Origin of the sequence: Burkholderia sp. BCC0506, assembly GCF_902833145.1 — a bacterium.
Taxonomy (GTDB): Bacteria; Pseudomonadota; Gammaproteobacteria; order Burkholderiales; family Burkholderiaceae; genus Burkholderia.
Genome location: NZ_CADFEN010000009.1, coordinates 115,219 through 132,756, shown reverse-complemented (window position 1 = coordinate 132,756; position 17,538 = coordinate 115,219). Strand labels below are relative to the sequence as shown.

Sequence of the window (17,538 nt, the reverse complement as noted above, 5' to 3'; positions counted from 1 at the left end):
AGCGACAGCCGCGATACGCACCCATGCGTATCGCGGCTTTTTTCATGCGGCGACGAAATGGCGAAACGGCGCGCCGCGCGCCGCACGCTCAGTGCGCGTCGATCAGCAACGCGTCGTGCTCGAACGACCCGTCGGCCTGCACCGCGTAATAGCTGCGTACCTCGTCGGGTGCATGCGCCCACAGCGCGCGAATGCCGGCCACGCTGTCGGCCGGCGTGCGGATGCGCGCGACCCACGTGTCGAAATCGATCGGCAGCCGCCAGCGGCTGTGCACCTGCGCGTCGAAACCGGCTGCGCGGAACATCGCGAGCCATTCGTCCGCGCGGTAGTCGCGCACGTGCGACGCGTCGCGCAGCACTTCCGCGGCCTGCAGGTACGTATCGAGGAGCGGATGGTCGTTGCCCGCGATGTCGATCATCAGCACGCGGCCGCCCGGCTTCAGCACGCGGCGCACCTCGGCGAGCGCCGCGCGCATGTCGTGCCAGTGGTGCGCGCTCATCCGGCTCACGACCCAGTCGAACGTCGCGGTGTCGAACGGCAGCCGCTCGGCCGGGCCCTGCTGCGTGCGGACGTTCGCGAGCCCGCGCTCGCGCGCGGCCGCATCGACGGTCGCGAGCATCGGCGCGGCGAGATCGTACGCGAGCACGTCGCGCACATGCGGCGCAACCGCGAAGCTCGCGTGGCCGGCGCCGCAACCGAGGTCGAGCACCGCGGCATCGGGCGTCGCACGCACCGCGTCGGCGAGCGTCTGCAGGTCGGCGCCCGTCGCATGAACCGCGCTCGTCAGATAGGCGGCGGCCGTCGTGCCGAATGCGTCGGCGACCTGGTCGTGATGTTTCATCGTTCGCTCCTTTCCTTGCTGCAGTCGGCCGAACCCGGCGCTCGAGCGCGCGATCCGGCCCCGTGCAACGCATTGTGGGGGACGCGCGCTGCCCTGCCAGCGCGCGAGCCGCTACAATAGGCCCGCATGTGTACCAGTACAAGTTAAGCGGTTATTCTGGTATTCGATCCACCTGCCTGATCGTTTGATTTTTGCCGCGTCTTCGCTTTCACTTCGCCGTTTCCGCATGAACCAGCCGACCTCCGCCCCCGTCCCGCCGCTCGACGCCACGCCCGCCCGCGCGCTCGGCGAATTCATCCGCGCCCACCGCGAGCGGCTGTCGCCGCAGGCCGTCGGCCTGCCGCCCGGCCCGCGCCGCCGTACGCCCGGGCTGCGGCGCGAGGAAGTCGCGCAACTGTGCGGCGTCAGCCCCACCTGGTACACGTGGATCGAGCAAGGGCGGCCCGTGTCGGCGTCGGCCGACGCGCTCGCCCGGATCGCCGTCGCGCTGCAGCTGTCGAAGGCCGAGCGCGCGTACCTGTTCGAACTGGCCGCGCAGCGCGACCCGGCCGAGCCCGACGTCGCGGGCGGCGACCTGCCGCCGACGCTCGCCGCGACCGTCGCCGCGATCGCGACGCCCGCCTACGTGCTCGACCGCCAATGGAACGCGCTCGCGTGGAACGCGCCGGCCGCCGCGCTCTTTTCCGGCTGGCTCGACGGCGAGCACGACCGCAACCTGCTGCGCTTCACGTTCATGTCGCCGGCCGCCCGCACGCTGATCGTCGACTGGGAAACCCGCGCGCGGCGGCTCGCGGCCGAATTCCGCGCCGACGCGATCCGCCATCTGACCGATGCGCCGACGCGCGCGCTGATCGACGCGCTGACGGCCGGCAGCGACGCGTTCGCGCAGTACTGGGCGTCGCAGGACGTGTTCGAGCGCGAAGGCGGGCGGCGCGAATTCGACCATCCGGCCGACGGCCGCCTCGTGTACCAGCAGATCACGCTGAAGCCCGCGCACCGCGAGGACCTGAAGCTCGTCGTGCTGGTGCGCGACTGAGCGCGCCGCCCGTCGCGCCGGCGGCGGTCGGCCGGCCCGCGAATGTTAGAATCGCGGGATTCCCTCGGCGGCGCACGGCCGCCCAACTCCCCTTCGAAGAATCGCCATGACGTCCCAACTGCACAAAAAGGGCGAGGCCTGGTCGGCCCGCTTCTCGGAACCGATGTCGGAGCTGGTCAAGCGCTACACGTCGTCGGTGTTTTTCGACAAGCGCCTCGCGCTCGTCGACATCGCCGGCTCGCTCGCGCACGCGAACATGCTCGCCGCGCAGAAGATCATCAGCGCCGACGACCTGGCCGCGATCGAACGCGGGATGGCGCAGATCAAGGGCGAGATCGAGCGCGGCGAATTCGAATGGCAGCTCGACTTGGAAGACGTCCACCTGAACATCGAGGCGCGCCTGACCGCGCTGATCGGCGATGCCGGCAAGCGCCTGCACACGGGCCGCTCGCGCAACGACCAGGTCGCGACCGACATCCGCCTGTGGCTGCGCGGCGAGATCGACCGCATCGGCGGCCTGCTGAACGACCTGCGCGGCGCGCTGATCGACCTCGCGGAACGGAATGCCGACACGATCATGCCGGGCTTCACGCACCTGCAGGTTGCCCAGCCGGTCACGTTCGGCCACCACCTGCTCGCGTACGTCGAGATGTTCATGCGCGACGCGCAACGCATGCGCGACTGCCGCACCCGCGTGAACCGCCTGCCGCTCGGCGCGGCCGCGCTCGCCGGCACCAGCTACCCGATCGACCGCCACGCGGTCGCGAAGACGCTCGGCTTCGACGGCATCTGCGCGAACTCGCTCGACGCGGTGTCCGATCGCGACTTCGCGATCGAATTCACGGCGGCGGCCGCGCTGGTGATGACGCACGTGTCGCGTTTCTCCGAAGAACTCGTGCTGTGGATGAGCCCGCGCGTCGGCTTCATCGACATCGCCGACCGCTTCTGCACCGGCAGCTCGATCATGCCGCAGAAGAAAAACCCGGACGTGCCCGAGCTCGCGCGGGGCAAGACCGGCCGCGTGAACGGCCACCTGATGGCACTCCTCACGCTGATGAAGGGCCAGCCGCTCGCGTACAACAAGGACAACCAGGAAGACAAGGAGCCGCTGTTCGACACGGTCGACACCGTCGCCGACACGCTGCGGATCTTCGCCGAGATGGTCGCCGGCATCACCGTGAAGCCGGACGCGATGCGCGCGGCCGCGCTGCAGGGCTTCTCGACCGCCACCGACCTCGCCGACTACCTCGTGAAGCGTGGCCTGCCGTTCCGCGACGCGCACGAAGCCGTCGCGCACGCGGTGAAGATCTGCGACGATCGCGGCATCGACCTTGCCGACCTGACGCTCGACGAAATGAAGCAGGAACTGCCGAACGTCGCGCATCTGATCGGCGACGACGTGTTCGGCTACCTGACGCTCGAAGGGTCGGTCGCGAGCCGCAACCATCCGGGCGGCACCGCGCCCGACCAGGTGCGCGCGGCCGTCAAGGCGGCCCGCGCCGCGCTCGGCCAGTAACGGCCGGCCGTTGCGGACGGACGCCTTCGGCGTCCGTTTTTCATTCGGGCGGCCCTCGCGCCGCCCGTCCTCCCGATTCACGGATACCCCCGATGCCCTTTTCCGCCGCGCTGTTCGACATGGACGGCCTGCTCGTCGATTCCGAGCGGACCATCATGAACACGTGGATCGACGTGTCGAACGCGCACGGCGTCGTGCTGACCGAGATCGACTACCTGCAGATCGTCGGCCGCTCGTTCGCCGAAGGCCAGGTGATCCTCGCGCGGCTGATCGGCGATCCCGACACGTTCGACGCGGTGCGCCTGCGCGTACGCGAACAGCTCGCCGCGCCCGAACCCCGTCCAAAGTTTCCGCTGAAGCCGGGCGCGCTCGCGCTGCTCGACACACTCGCGCAGGCCGGCATTCCGTGCGCGGTCGCGTCGTCGTCCGCGGGCGACGTGATCCGCGCGCGGCTCGACGCGGTCGGCGTGCTGCCGTTCTTCCGCGCGATCGCGGGCGGCGACGAAGTCGCGCGCGGCAAGCCCGACCCGGCCGTCTACCGGCTCGCGGCCGAGCGCCTCGGCGTGCCGGCCCACGCGTGCGTCGCGTTCGAGGACAGCGACTTCGGCGCGCAGTCGGCCGCCGGCGCCGGCGCCGCGGTCGTCACCGTGCCCGACCTGAAGGCGCCGACGCCCGAGATCGTCGCGCTGAGCCTGCACGTGCTCGCATCGCTCGACGATGCGGTCGCGCTCGTGCCGTCGTGGTTCGGGCTGCAGGGCACGCGGCAGCCCGCGTAGGCACCGCGCCGCTCCATGCAGAACGGGCACCCGAGGGTGCCCGTTTCATCGTGTCGCCTACTCGAAAGCGGCGCGCCTTCAGCGGTTGCCGGCCGTCTCCGACAGCCGCTTCATCGTCGCGATGCGCGCGCCGATCAGGTCGACGCGCCCGTCCTCGCCGACGAGCGGCGCCGTCGCATCGCGGAACGCCACCCACGCGCGCTGCGCGCGCACGAGCGTCGCGGCCGAATGCGCGGGCATCTTGCGGCGCAGCTTCTGGTAATAGCGGTTCAGGTCGAACAGCGCGTGTTCGCACGCGGCGTCCTGCACGCACGGCCGCACGCGGCGGATCGCCGGCTCGCGCGGCGCATTCGCCGGTTTGCCGCCCGGCGCCGCGGTCGTCGCGCCCTGCGCGCCGCTCGTCGCGACCGGCACCGCGGCCGGCGGCGGCGCATAGCGATCGGCCGCCCCGCGCAGCGCCAGCGCGCGATCGCGCACCGGCTGCAACTGCAGGTCGGCGCTCGACATCGCATACGCGGTGCCGCGCGTCGTGTCGTAGACGGCCTTCAGCAGCAGCACTTCGTCCTTGCGCCACGTGAGCCAGCGGCGCTGGCTGTCCTGCCAGCCGCGCTTCGCATCGGCCGGCGCGTCCTTCAACAGGCGCTGATACGCGCCGTCCATCACGGCCTGCCACTGCTGCTGCGCTTCGCCCATGCACTGGATCTGGCCGGCCGGCGACGACCGGTCGCGCCGCGCGAGACATTGCCGCATCGCGACGTCGATCGGGTCGGCCGCCGCGACTTCCGCATGAGCGACACCCGCGCCCGCGAGCCCCGTCAATCCTGCCGTCCAGACGACGAGCGCGGCCAGCGCCGCGCGCATCGTCCGGATTCGTCCGTGCGTCGCCATCAGTCGCGCACGCAGTCGACGAAGTACTCGACGCGGCCGTTCACCTCTTCCGCGACGAGGCCATGGATGTCGGTGTGGAAGCCCGGGAAACGCTCGTTGAAGTCGCGCGCGAACCGCAGGTAGTTCACGATCGTCTTGTTGAAGCGCTCGCCCGGAATCAGCAGCGGAATGCCCGGTGGGTACGGCGTGAGCAGGATGCTCGTCACGCGGCCCTCGAGCTCGTCGAGCGGCACGCGGTCGATCTTGCGGTGCGCGAGCTTCGCGAACGCGTCCGACGGCTTCATCGCCGGCTCCATGTCCGACAGGTACATCTCGGTCGTCAGGCGCGCGATGTCGTTCGCGCGGTACACGTCGTGGATCTGCGTGCACAGGTCGCGCAGGCCGACGCGCTCGTAGCGCGGATGCTGCGCGACGAATTCGGGCAGCACGCGCCACAGCGGCTGGTTGTTGTCGTAGTCGTCCTTGAATTGCTGCAGCTCGGTCACCATCGAGTTCCAGCGGCCCTTCGTGATGCCGATCGTGAACATGATGAAGAACGAGTACAGGCCGGTTTTCTCGACGATGATCCCGTGCTCGGCCAGGTACTTCGTGACGATCGCGGCCGGAATGCCGGTCTCGCCGAACTCGCCGTCGACGTCGAGCCCCGGCGTGATGATCGTCGCCTTGATCGGGTCGAGCATGTTGAAGCCTTCCGCGAGCGGGCCGAAGCCGTGCCAGTGGTCATTCGGCTTCAGCATCCAGTCTTCGCGCGAGCCGATCCCCTCTTCCGACAGGTCGTCCGGGCCCCACACGCTGAAGAACCAGTCGTCGCCGTACTCGGCGTCGACCTTGCGCATCGCGCGGCGGAAATCGATCGCCTCGGCGATCGATTCCTCGACGAGCGCGGTGCCGCCCGGCGGCTCCATCATCGCGGCCGCGACGTCGCACGACGCGATGATCGCGTACTGCGGGCTCGTCGACGTATGCATCAGGTACGCCTCGTTGAAGCGGTGCTTGTCGAACGTGCGGTTCTCCGAATCCTGCACGACGATCTGCGACGCCTGCGAAATGCCCGCGAGCAGCTTGTGCGTCGAGTGCGTCGCGAACACGAGCGCGCCCGTGCGCGGACGGCCGTCGCCGATCGCGTGCATGTCGCGGTAGAACGGGTGGAACGTCGCGTGCGGCAGCCACGCTTCGTCGAAGTGCAGCGTGTCGAGCAGGTCGCCGAGCAGGTCCTTGATCATCTCGACGTTGTAGACGACGCCGTCGTACGTGCTCTGCGTGATCGTCAGGATGCGCGGCTTCAGGTCCGGGTTCTGGCGCATCGCCTCGCGTGCGAACGGGTTCGCGTCGATCTTCTTGCGGATGTTCTCCGGCTTGAATTCGTCGCGCGGGATCGGCCCGATGATGCCGAAATGGTTGCGCGTCGGCGTGAGGAACACCGGAATCGCGCCCGTCATCGTGATCGCGTGCAGGATCGACTTGTGGCAGTTGCGGTCGACCAGCACGATGTCGCCGGGTGCGACCGTCGCGTGCCAGACGATCTTGTTCGACGTCGACGTGCCGTTGGTCACGAAGAACAGGTGGTCGGCGCTGAAGATGCGCGCCGCATTGCGTTCGGACGCGGCCACCGGGCCGGTGTGGTCGAGCAGCTGGCCGAGTTCGTCGACCGCGTTGCAGACGTCCGCGCGCAGCATGTTCTCGCCGAAGAACTGGTGGAACATCTGGCCGAGCGGGTTCTTCAGGAACGCGACGCCGCCCGAGTGGCCCGGGCAGTGCCACGAGTACGAGCCTTCGTCCGCGTACTTGACGAGTTCCTTGAAGAACGGCGGCGCGAGCGAATCGAGATAGACCTTCGCCTCGCGGATGATGTGCCGCGCGACGAACTCCGGCGTGTCCTCGAACATGTGGATGAAGCCGTGCAGTTCGCGCAGGATGTCGTTCGGCAGGTGGCGCGACGTGCGCGTCTCGCCGTACAGGAAGATCGGGATGTCCGCGTTGCGGCGGCGCACTTCGGTGACGAACGCGCGCAGCTCGATGATCGCGGTGGCCAGTTCGGGCAGCTCGCCGTCCGGACCGGTTTCGCCGAGCATGAGTTCGTCGTCGTCGATCGACAGGATGAAGCACGACGCGCGGCTCGATTGCTGCGCGAACGACGTCAGATCGCCGTAGCTCGTGAGGCCGAGGACTTCGACGCCCTCCTTCTCGATCGCTTCGGCCAACGCCCGGATGCCGGAGCCCGAGATGTTCTCGGAGCGGAAATCTTCGTCGATGATCACGACGGGGAAACGAAACTTCATGGGCGATTCTCCAAAAAGAACGACCGCGGCGCGTCACGCGCAGCGGTCACCCGGAAACTGGTGAGACGTTATGCAACCAGATCAGGTTTTCGGCAGCGTGACACCGCGCTGCCCCTGATACTTGCCGCCGCGATCGGCGTACGACACGTCGCACACCTCGTCGCTTTCGAAGAAGAGCACCTGCGCGACGCCTTCGTTCGCGTAGATCTTCGCGGGCAACGGCGTGGTGTTCGAGAATTCCAGCGTGACGTAGCCTTCCCACTCGGGTTCGAACGGCGTCACGTTGACGATGATCCCGCAGCGCGCGTAGGTCGACTTGCCGAGGCAGACGGTGAGCACGGTGCGCGGGATGCGGAAATATTCGACGGTGCGGGCCAGCGCGAACGAGTTCGGCGGGATGATGCACACGTCGCCCTTGAAATCGACAAACGAACCCTCGTCGAAGTTCTTCGGATCGACGATCGTCGAGTTGATGTTCGTGAAGATCTTGAATTCGTCCGCGCAGCGAATGTCGTAGCCGTAGCTCGACGTGCCGTAGCTGACGATCCGGCGGCCGTCCTCGGACGCGCGGACCTGATCGGGCACGAACGGCTCGATCATCTTGTGCTCTTCGGCCATGCGCCGAATCCATTTGTCGGACTTGATGCTCATATCGGGGCGCCAGGAAACGCTGCGTGACAGTCGGAGAAGGCCGCTCGCGCGAAGCGGCGGCCGGGAAAGGCGCACATTTTACGCGATCATCGGGCCACGCACGCGGCGGCCGTCACCGGATCACGCCGCAGGCCAGCGCGGGCCCCGCGCCATGCTGCGGAAACGCCGGGTCGCTCGCATCGCGGTGCACCAGCGCCGCGCGGTTCATCGCCGAGCGCACGCCATCGAGGGCCAGATCGGGCGCGACGATGAAACCGGCCGCGACGCCGTTCGCATCCGCATGGATGTTGCCGAGATCGCCGGCGACGCGCGCGCCCGCGCGCAACCGGTCGGCGGCCGGCGCGAACACCTGGCCGGCGCTCGAGCCGTCGCCCGCGTTGCAGTCGCCGCGTTCGTGCACCTGCAGCGCGTGGTCGCTGTTCGGCGGCAGGCCGACGAGGTTGTAGGTGACCTGCACGCCGTCCGGGCGCTCGACGAACGTCACCGCGCCGCGCGCCTGCGCGCCGACCGTCGGCTGCAGCTGGGCGTCGGCCCGTTTTTCGTGCGACGAGGAAAAGGAGGTACAGCCGGCCAGCAGGCCCAGCGCGGCGGCGGCCAGCAGCGCGCGCTGCGCGCGGCCGGCGCGCACGCCGTGATGTCGTTGTTTCATTCGATCCTCATGCCGGCTGACGGCCGTGTGACACGACGGCCGCGCCGGGCGGGTAAAGGGACCCGGGAAAAGTCGCCATGATACCGCGCCTCGCGGCGCCGTAAACAGCGTGAGGCCCCGCCCCGCAAGGGTTTTACGTATTTTGAACAACGATCGACGGGAACTTCGACGTCATGTCGCGCGAGCGCTCGGCAATCGCCAGCGCGACCCCGCGTGCAATGTCGCGGTAACGACGCGCGAGCGCGCCGTCCGGCTCGGCCGCGACCGTCGGCGTGCCGCTGTCGGCGCGCTCGCGGATCGCGATGTCGAGCGGCAGGCTGCCCAGCACGGTCACGCCGTAATCCTGCGCCATCCGCTGCGCCCCGCCCGCGCCGAAGATGTGCTCCTCGTGGCCGCAGTTCGAGCAGATGTGGATGCTCATGTTCTCGACGATGCCGAGGATCGGGATCCCGACCTTCTCGAACATCTTCAGCCCCTTCTTCGCGTCGAGCAGCGCGATGTCCTGCGGCGTCGTGACGATCACCGCGCCGGTGACCGGCACGCGCTGCGCGAGCGTGAGCTGGATGTCGCCCGTGCCCGGCGGCATGTCGACGACCAGGTAGTCGAGCTCGCGCCAGTTGGTCTGGCGCAGCAGTTGCTCGAGCGCGGACGTCGCCATCGGGCCGCGCCACACCATCGGGTTGTCTTCCTCGATCAGGAAGCCGATCGAGTTCGCCTGCAGCCCGTGGCCGACGAGCGGGTTCATCGACTGGTTGTCGGGCGACTCGGGGCGCTGGCCGTGGATGCCGAGCATCGTCGGCAGCGACGGGCCGTAGATGTCGGCGTCGAGCATGCCGACCGACGCGCCTTCCGCGGCGAGCGCGAGCGCGAGGTTCACGGCCGTCGTGCTCTTGCCGACGCCGCCCTTGCCCGACGCGACCGCGACGATGTTCTTCACGTTCGGCAACAGCTTCACGCCGCGCTGCACCGTATGCGCGACGATGTCCTGCGACACGGCGACGCGCGCCTCGCGCACGCCCGGCACGGCCTGCAGCGCCGCGGCGACGCGCGCGCGCACGTCGTCGTGCTGGCTGCGCGCCGGATAACCGAGCACCACGTCGAGCGCGACGACGTCGCCGTCGATCGCGACGTTGCGCACGCCCTTGTTCGCCGCGTACGGACGGCCGGTATTGGGGTCGACGACTGCCGCCAGCGCGGCGTCGACGTGTGCCCGGTCAATGCTCATCGAAACTCCGTGAAAACGTTTTTCTCGCGCGCAAACGTCAAGAAATATCAAATTACGCTGCGAAAATCGGGAAAAGTGAAAGAATCTGTTGCACGCCATTGCGCGAACGCGCAACCCGGCGCACTCTTCGCGTGCGGCATGCTATAGGGCCAAATCGGCCGCTCACCGCCTATATTGTAGAGGCTGACGCGTCGCGCTGTCCGAACAGCCACGCTGACGGACAGGGCATGCGACCGCCTCGGCGGCTGCCGCGAGCGCAGGCCGGCCTTCCTTTTTCGGACGGCCCGCGCGGGGGAGCCATAACTGTTGTTTGTCGTCGTTGTCGACTCGTTCAACCAAGAGAGGAATCCAAGATGAACATGAAAATCGCGACTCGCCTGTCCGTATTCGCACTCGCCGGCGCCCTGCTGGCAGGCTGCGCCACGCAGCAAGGCAACAATACGGCCGTCGGCACCGGCACGGGTGCGGCGCTGGGCGCAGGGATCGGCGCACTGGCCGGCGGCGGCAAGGGCGCGGCGATCGGCGCGGGCGTCGGCGCACTGGTCGGCGGCGTGACGGGTTACAACTGGCAAGCGATCAAGAACAAGCTCGCACCGTCGGCAGCGCAGACGGGCACGCAGGTCACCGAGCAGCCGGACGGCTCGCTGAAGCTGAACGTGCCGAGCTCGGTCACGTTCGCGACGAACCAGTACGCGATCACGCCGGCGTTCACGCCGCTGCTGAACGACCTGGCGACGACGCTGAACCAGAACCCGCAAGTGACGGCGTCGATCGTCGGCTACACGGACAGCACGGGCTCGGCGCAACTGAACCAGACGCTGTCGCAGAACCGCGCGCAAAGCGTCGTGAACGCGCTCGTGCAGCGCGGCGTGAACGGCGGCCGTCTGTCGGCGCAAGGCATGGGCGCGTCGAACCCGATCGCGGACAACGCGACCGAAGCCGGCCGCGCACAGAACCGCCGCGTCGAGATCTACCTGCGCGCACCGCAACAGCATCAGTAAGCACGACCACGAGGGGAAACGTGCGGGCGCCCTGCCCGCACAGCCCCGCCTGACAAGGCTTTCGGCGGGGCCGGTAACAAATCGAAAAAATTTTCGAACTTCTGTCGCAGGCCGTGGTCAGTATTTACGGTACGCGGCTGGTGTTGCCGGCGCGTCACCATTCTCCTCTTGTCGTTGTTGCTCCGGGGCCGTATCCGCCCCGGTTTTTTTTGCCTGCAGAATGGATGCTGCATTGCAGCATATCGCCATCGGGCACGCCGCATAGGCGATCGCCTCCCTTCCGGCGCCCGCTCCGCGGTGCCTGCCCGCCGCGCTCGCCCGCGCCCCTGCTAGAATCGCAGTTTCCCGTCGTTTTTCCCGCTGTTCTTCTCCAGACCCTATGTCCGCATCCGACCTCACTTCCGTGCAGGCTGCGGCGCCGCAAGGCGGCCGCCAGATCCTCGTTACGTCCGCACTGCCCTATGCCAACGGGCAGATCCACATCGGCCACCTGGTCGAGTACATCCAGACCGACATCTGGGTGCGGACGCTGCGAATGCACGGCCACGAGGTCTACTACATCGGCGCCGACGATACGCACGGCACGCCGATCATGCTGCGCGCGGAGCAGGAAGGCCTGACCCCGAAGCAGCTGATCGACCGCGTGTGGACCGAGCACAAGCGCGACTTCGACAGCTTCGGCGTGTCGTTCGACAACTTCTACTCGACCGATTCGGACGAGAACCGCGTGCTGAGCGAGAAGATCTATCTCGCGCTGCAGGACGCCGGCCTGATCGCCGAACGCGAAATCGAGCAGGCCTACGATCCGGTCAAGGAAATGTTCCTGCCGGACCGCTTCATCAAGGGCGAGTGTCCGAAGTGCCACGCGAAGGACCAGTACGGCGACAGCTGCGAAGTGTGCGGCTCGACCTACCTGCCGACCGAACTGCTGAACCCGTATTCGGTCGTGTCCGGCGCGACGCCGGTGCGCAAGACCTCGAAGCACTACTTCTTCCGCCTGTCCGACCCGCGCTGCGAATCGTTCCTGCGCGAATGGGTGAGCGGCCTCGCGCAGCCCGAAGCGACCAACAAGATGCGCGAATGGCTCGGCGACGCCGGCGAATCCAGGCTCGCCGACTGGGACATCTCGCGCGACGCGCCGTACTTCGGCTTCGAGATCCCGGGCGCGCCCGGCAAGTACTTCTACGTGTGGCTCGACGCGCCGGTCGGCTACTACGCGAGCTTCAAGAACCTGTGCGAGCGCAACGGCATCGACTTCGACGCGTGGATCCGTCCGGGCTCGAAGGCCGAGCAGTACCACTTCATCGGCAAGGACATCCTGTACTTCCACACGCTGTTCTGGCCCGCGATGCTCGAGTTCTCGGGCCACCGCACGCCGACCAACGTGTTCGCGCACGGCTTCCTGACGGTCGACGGCGCGAAGATGGCGAAGTCGCGCGGCACGTTCATCACCGCGCGCAGCTACATCGACACGGGCCTGAACCCCGAGTGGCTGCGCTACTACTTCGCCGCGAAGCTGAACGCGACGATGGAAGACATCGACCTGAACCTCGACGACTTCCAGGCGCGCGTGAACAGCGATCTCGTCGGCAAGTACGTGAACATCGCGAGCCGCGCGGCCGGCTTCCTGATCAAGCGTTTCGACGGCCGCGTGCAGGACAGCGCGATGAACCATCCGCTCGTCGCGAAGCTGCGCGATGCGATTGCGCAGATCGCCGCGAGCTACGAAGCGCGCGAGTACGGCCGCGCGCTGCGCCACACGATGGAGCTCGCGGACGACGTGAACGCGTACGTCGACGGCGCGAAGCCGTGGGATCTCGCGAAGGATCCGGCCAATGCGGTCGCGCTGCACGAAACCTGCAGCGTGAGCCTGGAGGCCTTCCGCCTGCTGTCGCTCGCGCTGAAGCCGGTGCTGCCGCGCGTCGCCGAAGCGGTCGAGGCGTTCTTCGGGATCGCGCCGCTCGTGTGGGCCGATGCCGCGAAGCCGCTGTCGTCGGCGCAGCCGATCAAGGCGTACCAGCACCTGATGACGCGCGTCGATGCGAAGCAGATCGAAGCGCTGCTCGCCGCGAACCGCGATTCGCTGCAGGCCGATGCCGCCGGCGCGGCGGCCGCAGGCGCCAACGCCGCGAAGGATGCGAAGAACAACGCGAAGGCGAAGCCGGCCGCCGCGGACGGCGCCGATGACGCGCCGATCTCGATCGACGATTTCGCGAAGATCGACCTGCGCATCGCGAAGATCGTCGCGTGCCAGGCGGTCGAAGGCTCGGACAAGCTGCTGCAGCTCACGCTCGACGTCGGCGAGGAAAAGACCCGCAACGTGTTTTCGGGGATCAAGTCCGCGTACCAGCCCGAGCAGCTCGTCGGCAAGCTGACGGTGATGGTCGCGAACCTCGCGCCGCGCAAGATGAAGTTCGGGCTGTCCGAAGGGATGGTGCTCGCCGCGTCGGCCACCGACGAGAAGGCGGAACCGGGCCTCTACATCCTCGAGCCGCACAGCGGCGCGAAGCCGGGCATGCGCGTGAAGTAAGCCGAACCCGCAGCTGCTTGCGCAAAAAAGCCCCGCACGGTGTGAATCGTGCGGGGCTTTTTCATCGCTGCCCGGTACGCCGCGCCCGCCGTCAGCGCTGCCCGAACCAGCGATCGAAACGCCGCGTGTAGTTCAGGTCGACGCCCTGGAACGTGCCGCCGTACGCGGACACCGACCAGAAACGCGTCAGGTTGATCGTCGCCTTGAACGCGTTGCTCGCCGATTGCAGCCCCTGCTCGAAGCCGAGCACGAACCGCTCGTTGATCGCCTTCGACACCAGCACGACCTGCGGATCGGTCAGGCCGACTTCGCTGCGGCCGACCGACACCTCGTCGAGACCGAAAGTCTGCGCGACGCGCTTGCCGGTCACGCTGCCGAGCAGCCCGAGCGCGGCCGTCATCGCGCCCTGCTGGCCGACGTTGTTGCCCTGGTCGGTGCCGTGCCCGAACAGCAGCCACGACAGCTTTTCGTTGTCCGTGACGTTCGGCTCCGACACGAGCTTGACCGTCGGCGACTGGATCGTGCCCGTCACCTGCACGCCGGCCTCGACCTCCTGGTTGCGCCGCATCGCGAGGATGTTGACGCCCGGGTTCGACACCGGGCCGTTGAACGTGAAGAAGCCGTTCTCGATCGCAAGCTTGCGTCCGAACGTCGTATACGTCGAGCCTTCGGTCACGCGCACGTTGCCGACCGCGCGCAGCGGCACGCCCGGCGCGCTCATCACGGTGATCGTGCCGCGCAGCCCGAGATCCGCGCCGTGGCCCTTGAAGCGGAAGTTGTTGCCGAGGCCGACGTCGATGTTCGCGCGCGGCGCGAGCGACGGCGCCGGCTTGTTCTCGACCGGCTTCGGCTTCGCGGCCGCGGTACCGGTCGGCGTCTCGCCGCGCACCGTGCCGTCCGGCTGCACGATCACGACGTCGTCAGACAGGTGCGGCGCCGATTGCTCGGGCAGGTCGAACAGCGCGCGGTCGACCGCGAACTTGCCGTCGATCGACAGCGCGCCGCGCGGCCCGTCGTTCGCGACGGTGGCCTTGCCCGACAGCGACAGCTTGCGGTCCGGCGCCGCGAATAGTTCGAGCTTGTCCGCAACGATGCTCGCGGTCAGGTCGGGCGCCTCGCCGTCGAGGCGCACGCGGCCAAGCGCGCGCAGCGTGCCGTCGCCGCCGTGAAACTCGACCTGCTGGAATTCGACGAGGTTGTCCGACAGCTTCACGCGCACGATGCCGTCCTTCAACTGCACGCCCTGGTCGATCAGCGTCGCGGACAGCTCGTCGCCCGTCAGCGTGCCCGACAGGTTCGGTTTCGCCGGCGTGCCGGAGACCGTCAGCTTCAGCGCCGCACGCCCGCCCAGGAGATAACTCGGCCCGAACAGGTTGCCGGTGGTCTTCAGCGCGGGGATGTCGGCGTCGATGCGGCCCGACAGCGGGCCGTCGTCGACGATGCCGAACACGCCGTCGCGCAGCGCGAACGGCACCGCGACGTTCGCATCGAGCGTGCCGACCCGGCTCGCCTTCGCGAGCGCCGTCACGTTGAGCCGGTTGCCGGGCGCGAAGCTCGCGCGTGCGGACAGATCGGTCAGCCCGAGCGACGCGATGCCGCGCCCGCTCTCGATCGTCACGTCGCCGCCGCGGCGCTTCACCTGCACGTAACCCGTCGCGTTCGCGCCGAGCGAGAAATCCCAGTCGGCATCGAGCACGACGTCGGTGCGCACCGGCGGCCGCTGGCCGGTCAGCGCCTGACGCACCTCGAGGAAACGCGCGACCGACGCGCCGGTCACGGCGCCCGCCGAGCGCATCTGGCCGCGATCGAACACGAACGATTTCAGGTCGATCGCCGCACCTTCGAGCGTGAGCCGCGTCGCGCCGAGCGTCACGCGACCCGCGCCGGCCGAGATCGCAAGCGGCGCCTGCAGCGCGAGCGCCGGCGTGCCGCGATTCGCGAGACGCGTGACGGTGCCGTCCCAGCGCATGCCGTCGCGGTTCTCGACCACGCCGCCGTTCGCCGCGAGCGTCAGGTCGATCACGCGGCCGCCGGCCATCCCGAGCGCCGATGCGTCGAGCGTATGCTTCGCGCGCGTGCCGTCGAGGTTCGCGCGCAGCGATTTCAGCTTGAACGAGCCGAGCGCGATGTCGGCCGCATCCGCCGTGAACACGAGGGCGCCGTGCGCGCCGTCGCGGATGTCCGCGCGGCCCTGGGCGGTGCCGATCCGGTTCGCACCGACGACGACGTGCTCGGCCTTGTAGGTGGCCGTCACGTTCGGATGCGCGAAGCTGCCGGTCAGGTCGCCCTGCGCCTGCACGAGCCCTTCGACGCCGAAGCCGAGCCGGTCGAGCTGCGGCGCGTCGACGACGAAGCGCAGCCGGTCGCCGGGCGCGCCGAAGCTGCCGCGCAGGTCGACGTGGTTGCCGGCGATCGACAGGTTCGCGTTGCTCGGCAGGATGCGCGAGCCGGCGAGCTGCACGACGCCGGCGCCGGTCAGCGGCACGCCGTCGTACAGGCTGTCGGCAAGCTTGAAGGTCGCCTTCGTCGATACCTGCGGCGCGAACGCGCCCGAGGCGGTCAGCGTGCCCGATACGCGCGTCTCGCCGCGCTTGGCCGGCGCCTTGGCGGCCTTCGCCGGCGCCTTGCCGCCGCCCGCCTTCGGCGCGCTCGTCGCGGCGAGCAGCAGCGGATCGAACGCGGTCAGCGTCGCCTTCGCGTCGTAGCTCGATTGCGCGTCGTGGCGGAACACGCCCGTCAGGTCGATGCGCCCCTTGGCCGCAGTCACGCGCGTATCGGTCAGCACGGTCTGCTGCCGCGTCAGCGCAACCTTGGCGCGCGCGCCGAGCGCGAGCTTCGGATCGTTCAGGTTGAAATCGACGGTCGTCACGTCGCCCGCGAGCGTCACGCCGAGCGGGCCGCCGAGGCGCATCGGCCGCAGCTCGGCGACGAACGCGTTCAGGTCGAGGTTCGCGACCTTCAGATCGAACCGGCCCTTGCCGCCCGCGAGCGTGCCGCCGCCCGTCACGCTGCCGTCGCGGATCAGCTTCAGCGCGAGGCCGTCGATCCGCTGCGCGTGCGCGTCGAGATGCACGGTCGCATGCGCGTCGATCAACGGCAGCAGATGGTCGCCGAGCGTGCCCGGCTTCGCGTTGACGATCGACACCGGGCCCGTCACCGCGAACCCCTGCGCGGGCGTCGAGCCGGCCGGTGCGCTCACCGGCGCGAGTTCGGCGCGCACCGCGAGATCGGCCGCGGGCGCGCCGGGCGACAGCGCCTGCGGGTTCACGTGGTCGAACGCGAGCGATGCGCGCGTGAGCGGCACCGTGCCGAACGGCGCGGCCTCGACGTGCGCGCGCCCGTTCAGTTTCATCCCGCTCGCGTCGACCTCGGCGACGAGCGCTTCGAGCGAGCCCGACACACGGGCCCGCGCATCGACCGGCTCGTCGGACAGCTTGCCGGCGTAGGTCGCTTCGCCCGTCAGCGCGAACGGCTTCACGCCGTCGAGCTTCGCGCGTGCGGTCAGCGCGCCGTACGGCGTATCGACGCCGTTCAGCACGAGTTCATGGTGGCGGCCGTCGCTGCGGCCGTTCAGCGCGAGATGGTCGAGTTGCGTGGTCGACCCGCCTTCGTGAATGGCGAGGCGATCGACGCGCAGGTCGTCGATCCGCACCTGCAGCGGCAGGCTCAGGTCCTGCGGCGTCGTGCTCGGCGTCGACGGCCCCGGCGCGATCCGCACGTCGATCGTGCCGGCGCGCAGATAGGCGATCGACAGCCGCCACGGCGCGCGCGTCAGTGCCCAGCGGCCGTCGAGCCGGTCGATGCGGACCTCGGTGCCGGTGCCGTCGGGGCTCGTCCACGCGAACCCGCGCAAGCGCACGCCGGTCGCGAGCGAGCCGCCTTCGAGCGTGCCCGCGAGCCGCGTGCCGAGCATCTTGCCGGCCACCTGCCACGCGAGCCGCGTTCCGCGCTCGGTCGTCACCGCGCCTGCCACGAGCCCCACTGCCAGCACGACGAGCAGCACGACCGTCGCAAGCGTCCACGCGACGACACGCCACGCACGGCCGCGGCGCGGCGCGCGCGGCGGCGTGTCGGGCGCGCCGTCGGGCGAATCCGGATCGTGAGGCGGCGGCGTGTCGTTCGGGTCCTTCGTCATGCGTGTCGTCG

The 17,538-nt window shown here is 69.0% G+C and carries 12 protein-coding genes; 5 read left to right on the top strand and 7 right to left on the bottom strand.

The genetic code is table 11. The features are described from left to right. Positions 1 to 88: 88 nt before the first annotated feature. Complete coding sequence (locus tag HWX62_RS21490; RefSeq protein WP_175930525.1) at positions 89 to 841, bottom strand: class I SAM-dependent methyltransferase; 753 nt, start codon at positions 839 to 841, stop codon at positions 89 to 91. Positions 842 to 1,067: 226 nt separating this feature from the next. Here HWX62_RS21490 and HWX62_RS21485 point away from each other — a divergent pair, with 226 nt between their 5' ends. From HWX62_RS21485 to HWX62_RS21475, 3 genes are all read left to right on the top strand, one after another. After that, positions 1,068 to 1,877 (top strand): helix-turn-helix transcriptional regulator, encoded by an 810-nt coding sequence (locus tag HWX62_RS21485; RefSeq protein ID WP_175930524.1) that lies wholly within the window; start codon positions 1,068 to 1,070, stop codon positions 1,875 to 1,877. Between the two features lie 106 nt (positions 1,878 to 1,983). Next, the gene (argH, locus tag HWX62_RS21480; protein ID WP_175930523.1) at positions 1,984 to 3,393 is read left to right on the top strand and encodes an argininosuccinate lyase; all 1,410 of its coding nucleotides are present in this window, start codon (positions 1,984 to 1,986) and stop codon (positions 3,391 to 3,393) included. A 92-nt stretch (positions 3,394 to 3,485) separates the two neighbouring features. Beyond that, on the top strand, positions 3,486 to 4,169 hold the full coding sequence (locus HWX62_RS21475) for an HAD family phosphatase (RefSeq protein ID WP_175930522.1): 684 nt from the start codon (positions 3,486 to 3,488) through the stop codon (positions 4,167 to 4,169). 78 nt (positions 4,170 to 4,247) lie between these two features. On the opposite strand, the gene HWX62_RS21470 is transcribed toward HWX62_RS21475, so the two are convergent. The 5 genes from HWX62_RS21470 to apbC all read right to left on the bottom strand — a co-directional run bounded on the left by HWX62_RS21470 (position 4,248) and on the right by apbC (position 9,861). After that, on the bottom strand, positions 4,248 to 5,057 hold the full coding sequence (locus HWX62_RS21470; RefSeq protein WP_175930521.1) for a lysozyme inhibitor LprI family protein: 810 nt from the start codon (positions 5,055 to 5,057) through the stop codon (positions 4,248 to 4,250). After that, positions 5,057 to 7,336: an arginine/lysine/ornithine decarboxylase gene (locus HWX62_RS21465; protein ID WP_175930520.1), complete on the bottom strand. Its 2,280-nt coding sequence runs from the start codon at positions 7,334 to 7,336 to the stop codon at positions 5,057 to 5,059. Before HWX62_RS21465 ends, HWX62_RS21470 begins: the two co-directional genes overlap by 1 nt. A gap of 81 nt (positions 7,337 to 7,417) precedes the next feature. Continuing rightward, positions 7,418 to 7,987 carry a dCTP deaminase gene (dcd, locus tag HWX62_RS21460; RefSeq protein WP_006398615.1) on the bottom strand — a complete coding sequence of 190 codons (570 nt, stop codon included), beginning with the start codon at positions 7,985 to 7,987 and terminating at the stop codon, positions 7,418 to 7,420. Positions 7,988 to 8,099: 112 nt separating this feature from the next. Beyond that, a complete protein-coding gene (gene sodC, locus HWX62_RS21455) occupies positions 8,100 to 8,636 on the bottom strand; it encodes a superoxide dismutase [Cu-Zn] (protein WP_175930519.1) in 537 nt (178 codons plus the stop codon). Between the two features lie 133 nt (positions 8,637 to 8,769). Then, positions 8,770 to 9,861 (bottom strand): iron-sulfur cluster carrier protein ApbC, encoded by a 1,092-nt coding sequence (gene apbC / locus HWX62_RS21450; RefSeq protein ID WP_175930518.1) that lies wholly within the window; start codon positions 9,859 to 9,861, stop codon positions 8,770 to 8,772. Positions 9,862 to 10,214: 353 nt separating this feature from the next. On the opposite strand from apbC, the gene HWX62_RS21445 reads away from it, so the two are divergent. Further along, positions 10,215 to 10,862: an OmpA family protein gene (locus HWX62_RS21445; protein ID WP_006485420.1), complete on the top strand. Its 648-nt coding sequence runs from the start codon at positions 10,215 to 10,217 to the stop codon at positions 10,860 to 10,862. Between the two features lie 379 nt (positions 10,863 to 11,241). Then, positions 11,242 to 13,392, top strand: coding sequence for a methionine--tRNA ligase (gene metG / locus HWX62_RS21440; protein WP_175985234.1), 2,151 nt, complete (start codon positions 11,242 to 11,244; stop codon positions 13,390 to 13,392). Between the two features lie 91 nt (positions 13,393 to 13,483). Here the strand turns inward: metG and HWX62_RS21435 are convergent, their stop codons facing one another. Further along, positions 13,484 to 17,527 (bottom strand): translocation/assembly module TamB domain-containing protein, encoded by a 4,044-nt coding sequence (locus HWX62_RS21435; RefSeq protein ID WP_175930516.1) that lies wholly within the window; start codon positions 17,525 to 17,527, stop codon positions 13,484 to 13,486. Positions 17,528 to 17,538 lie beyond the last annotated feature (11 nt).

Bases quoted from the DNA above. Each gene is read 5' to 3' on its own strand.
- HWX62_RS21490 (WP_175930525.1), bottom strand. From the start codon at position 841: ATGAAACATCACGACCAGGTCGCCGACGCATTCGGCACGACGGCCGCC.
- HWX62_RS21445 (WP_006485420.1), top strand. From the start codon at position 10,215: ATGAACATGAAAATCGCGACTCGCCTGTCCGTATTCGCACTCGCCGGC.
- HWX62_RS21475 (WP_175930522.1), top strand. From the start codon at position 3,486: ATGCCCTTTTCCGCCGCGCTGTTCGACATGGACGGCCTGCTCGTCGAT.
- dcd (WP_006398615.1), bottom strand. From the start codon at position 7,987: ATGAGCATCAAGTCCGACAAATGGATTCGGCGCATGGCCGAAGAGCAC.
- HWX62_RS21465 (WP_175930520.1), bottom strand. From the start codon at position 7,336: ATGAAGTTTCGTTTCCCCGTCGTGATCATCGACGAAGATTTCCGCTCC.
- HWX62_RS21485 (WP_175930524.1), top strand. From the start codon at position 1,068: ATGAACCAGCCGACCTCCGCCCCCGTCCCGCCGCTCGACGCCACGCCC.
- argH (WP_175930523.1), top strand. From the start codon at position 1,984: ATGACGTCCCAACTGCACAAAAAGGGCGAGGCCTGGTCGGCCCGCTTC.
- HWX62_RS21470 (WP_175930521.1), bottom strand. From the start codon at position 5,057: ATGGCGACGCACGGACGAATCCGGACGATGCGCGCGGCGCTGGCCGCG.
- metG (WP_175985234.1), top strand. From the start codon at position 11,242: ATGTCCGCATCCGACCTCACTTCCGTGCAGGCTGCGGCGCCGCAAGGC.
- apbC (WP_175930518.1), bottom strand. From the start codon at position 9,861: ATGAGCATTGACCGGGCACACGTCGACGCCGCGCTGGCGGCAGTCGTC.
- HWX62_RS21435 (WP_175930516.1), bottom strand. From the start codon at position 17,527: ATGACGAAGGACCCGAACGACACGCCGCCGCCTCACGATCCGGATTCG.
- sodC (WP_175930519.1), bottom strand. From the start codon at position 8,636: ATGAAACAACGACATCACGGCGTGCGCGCCGGCCGCGCGCAGCGCGCG.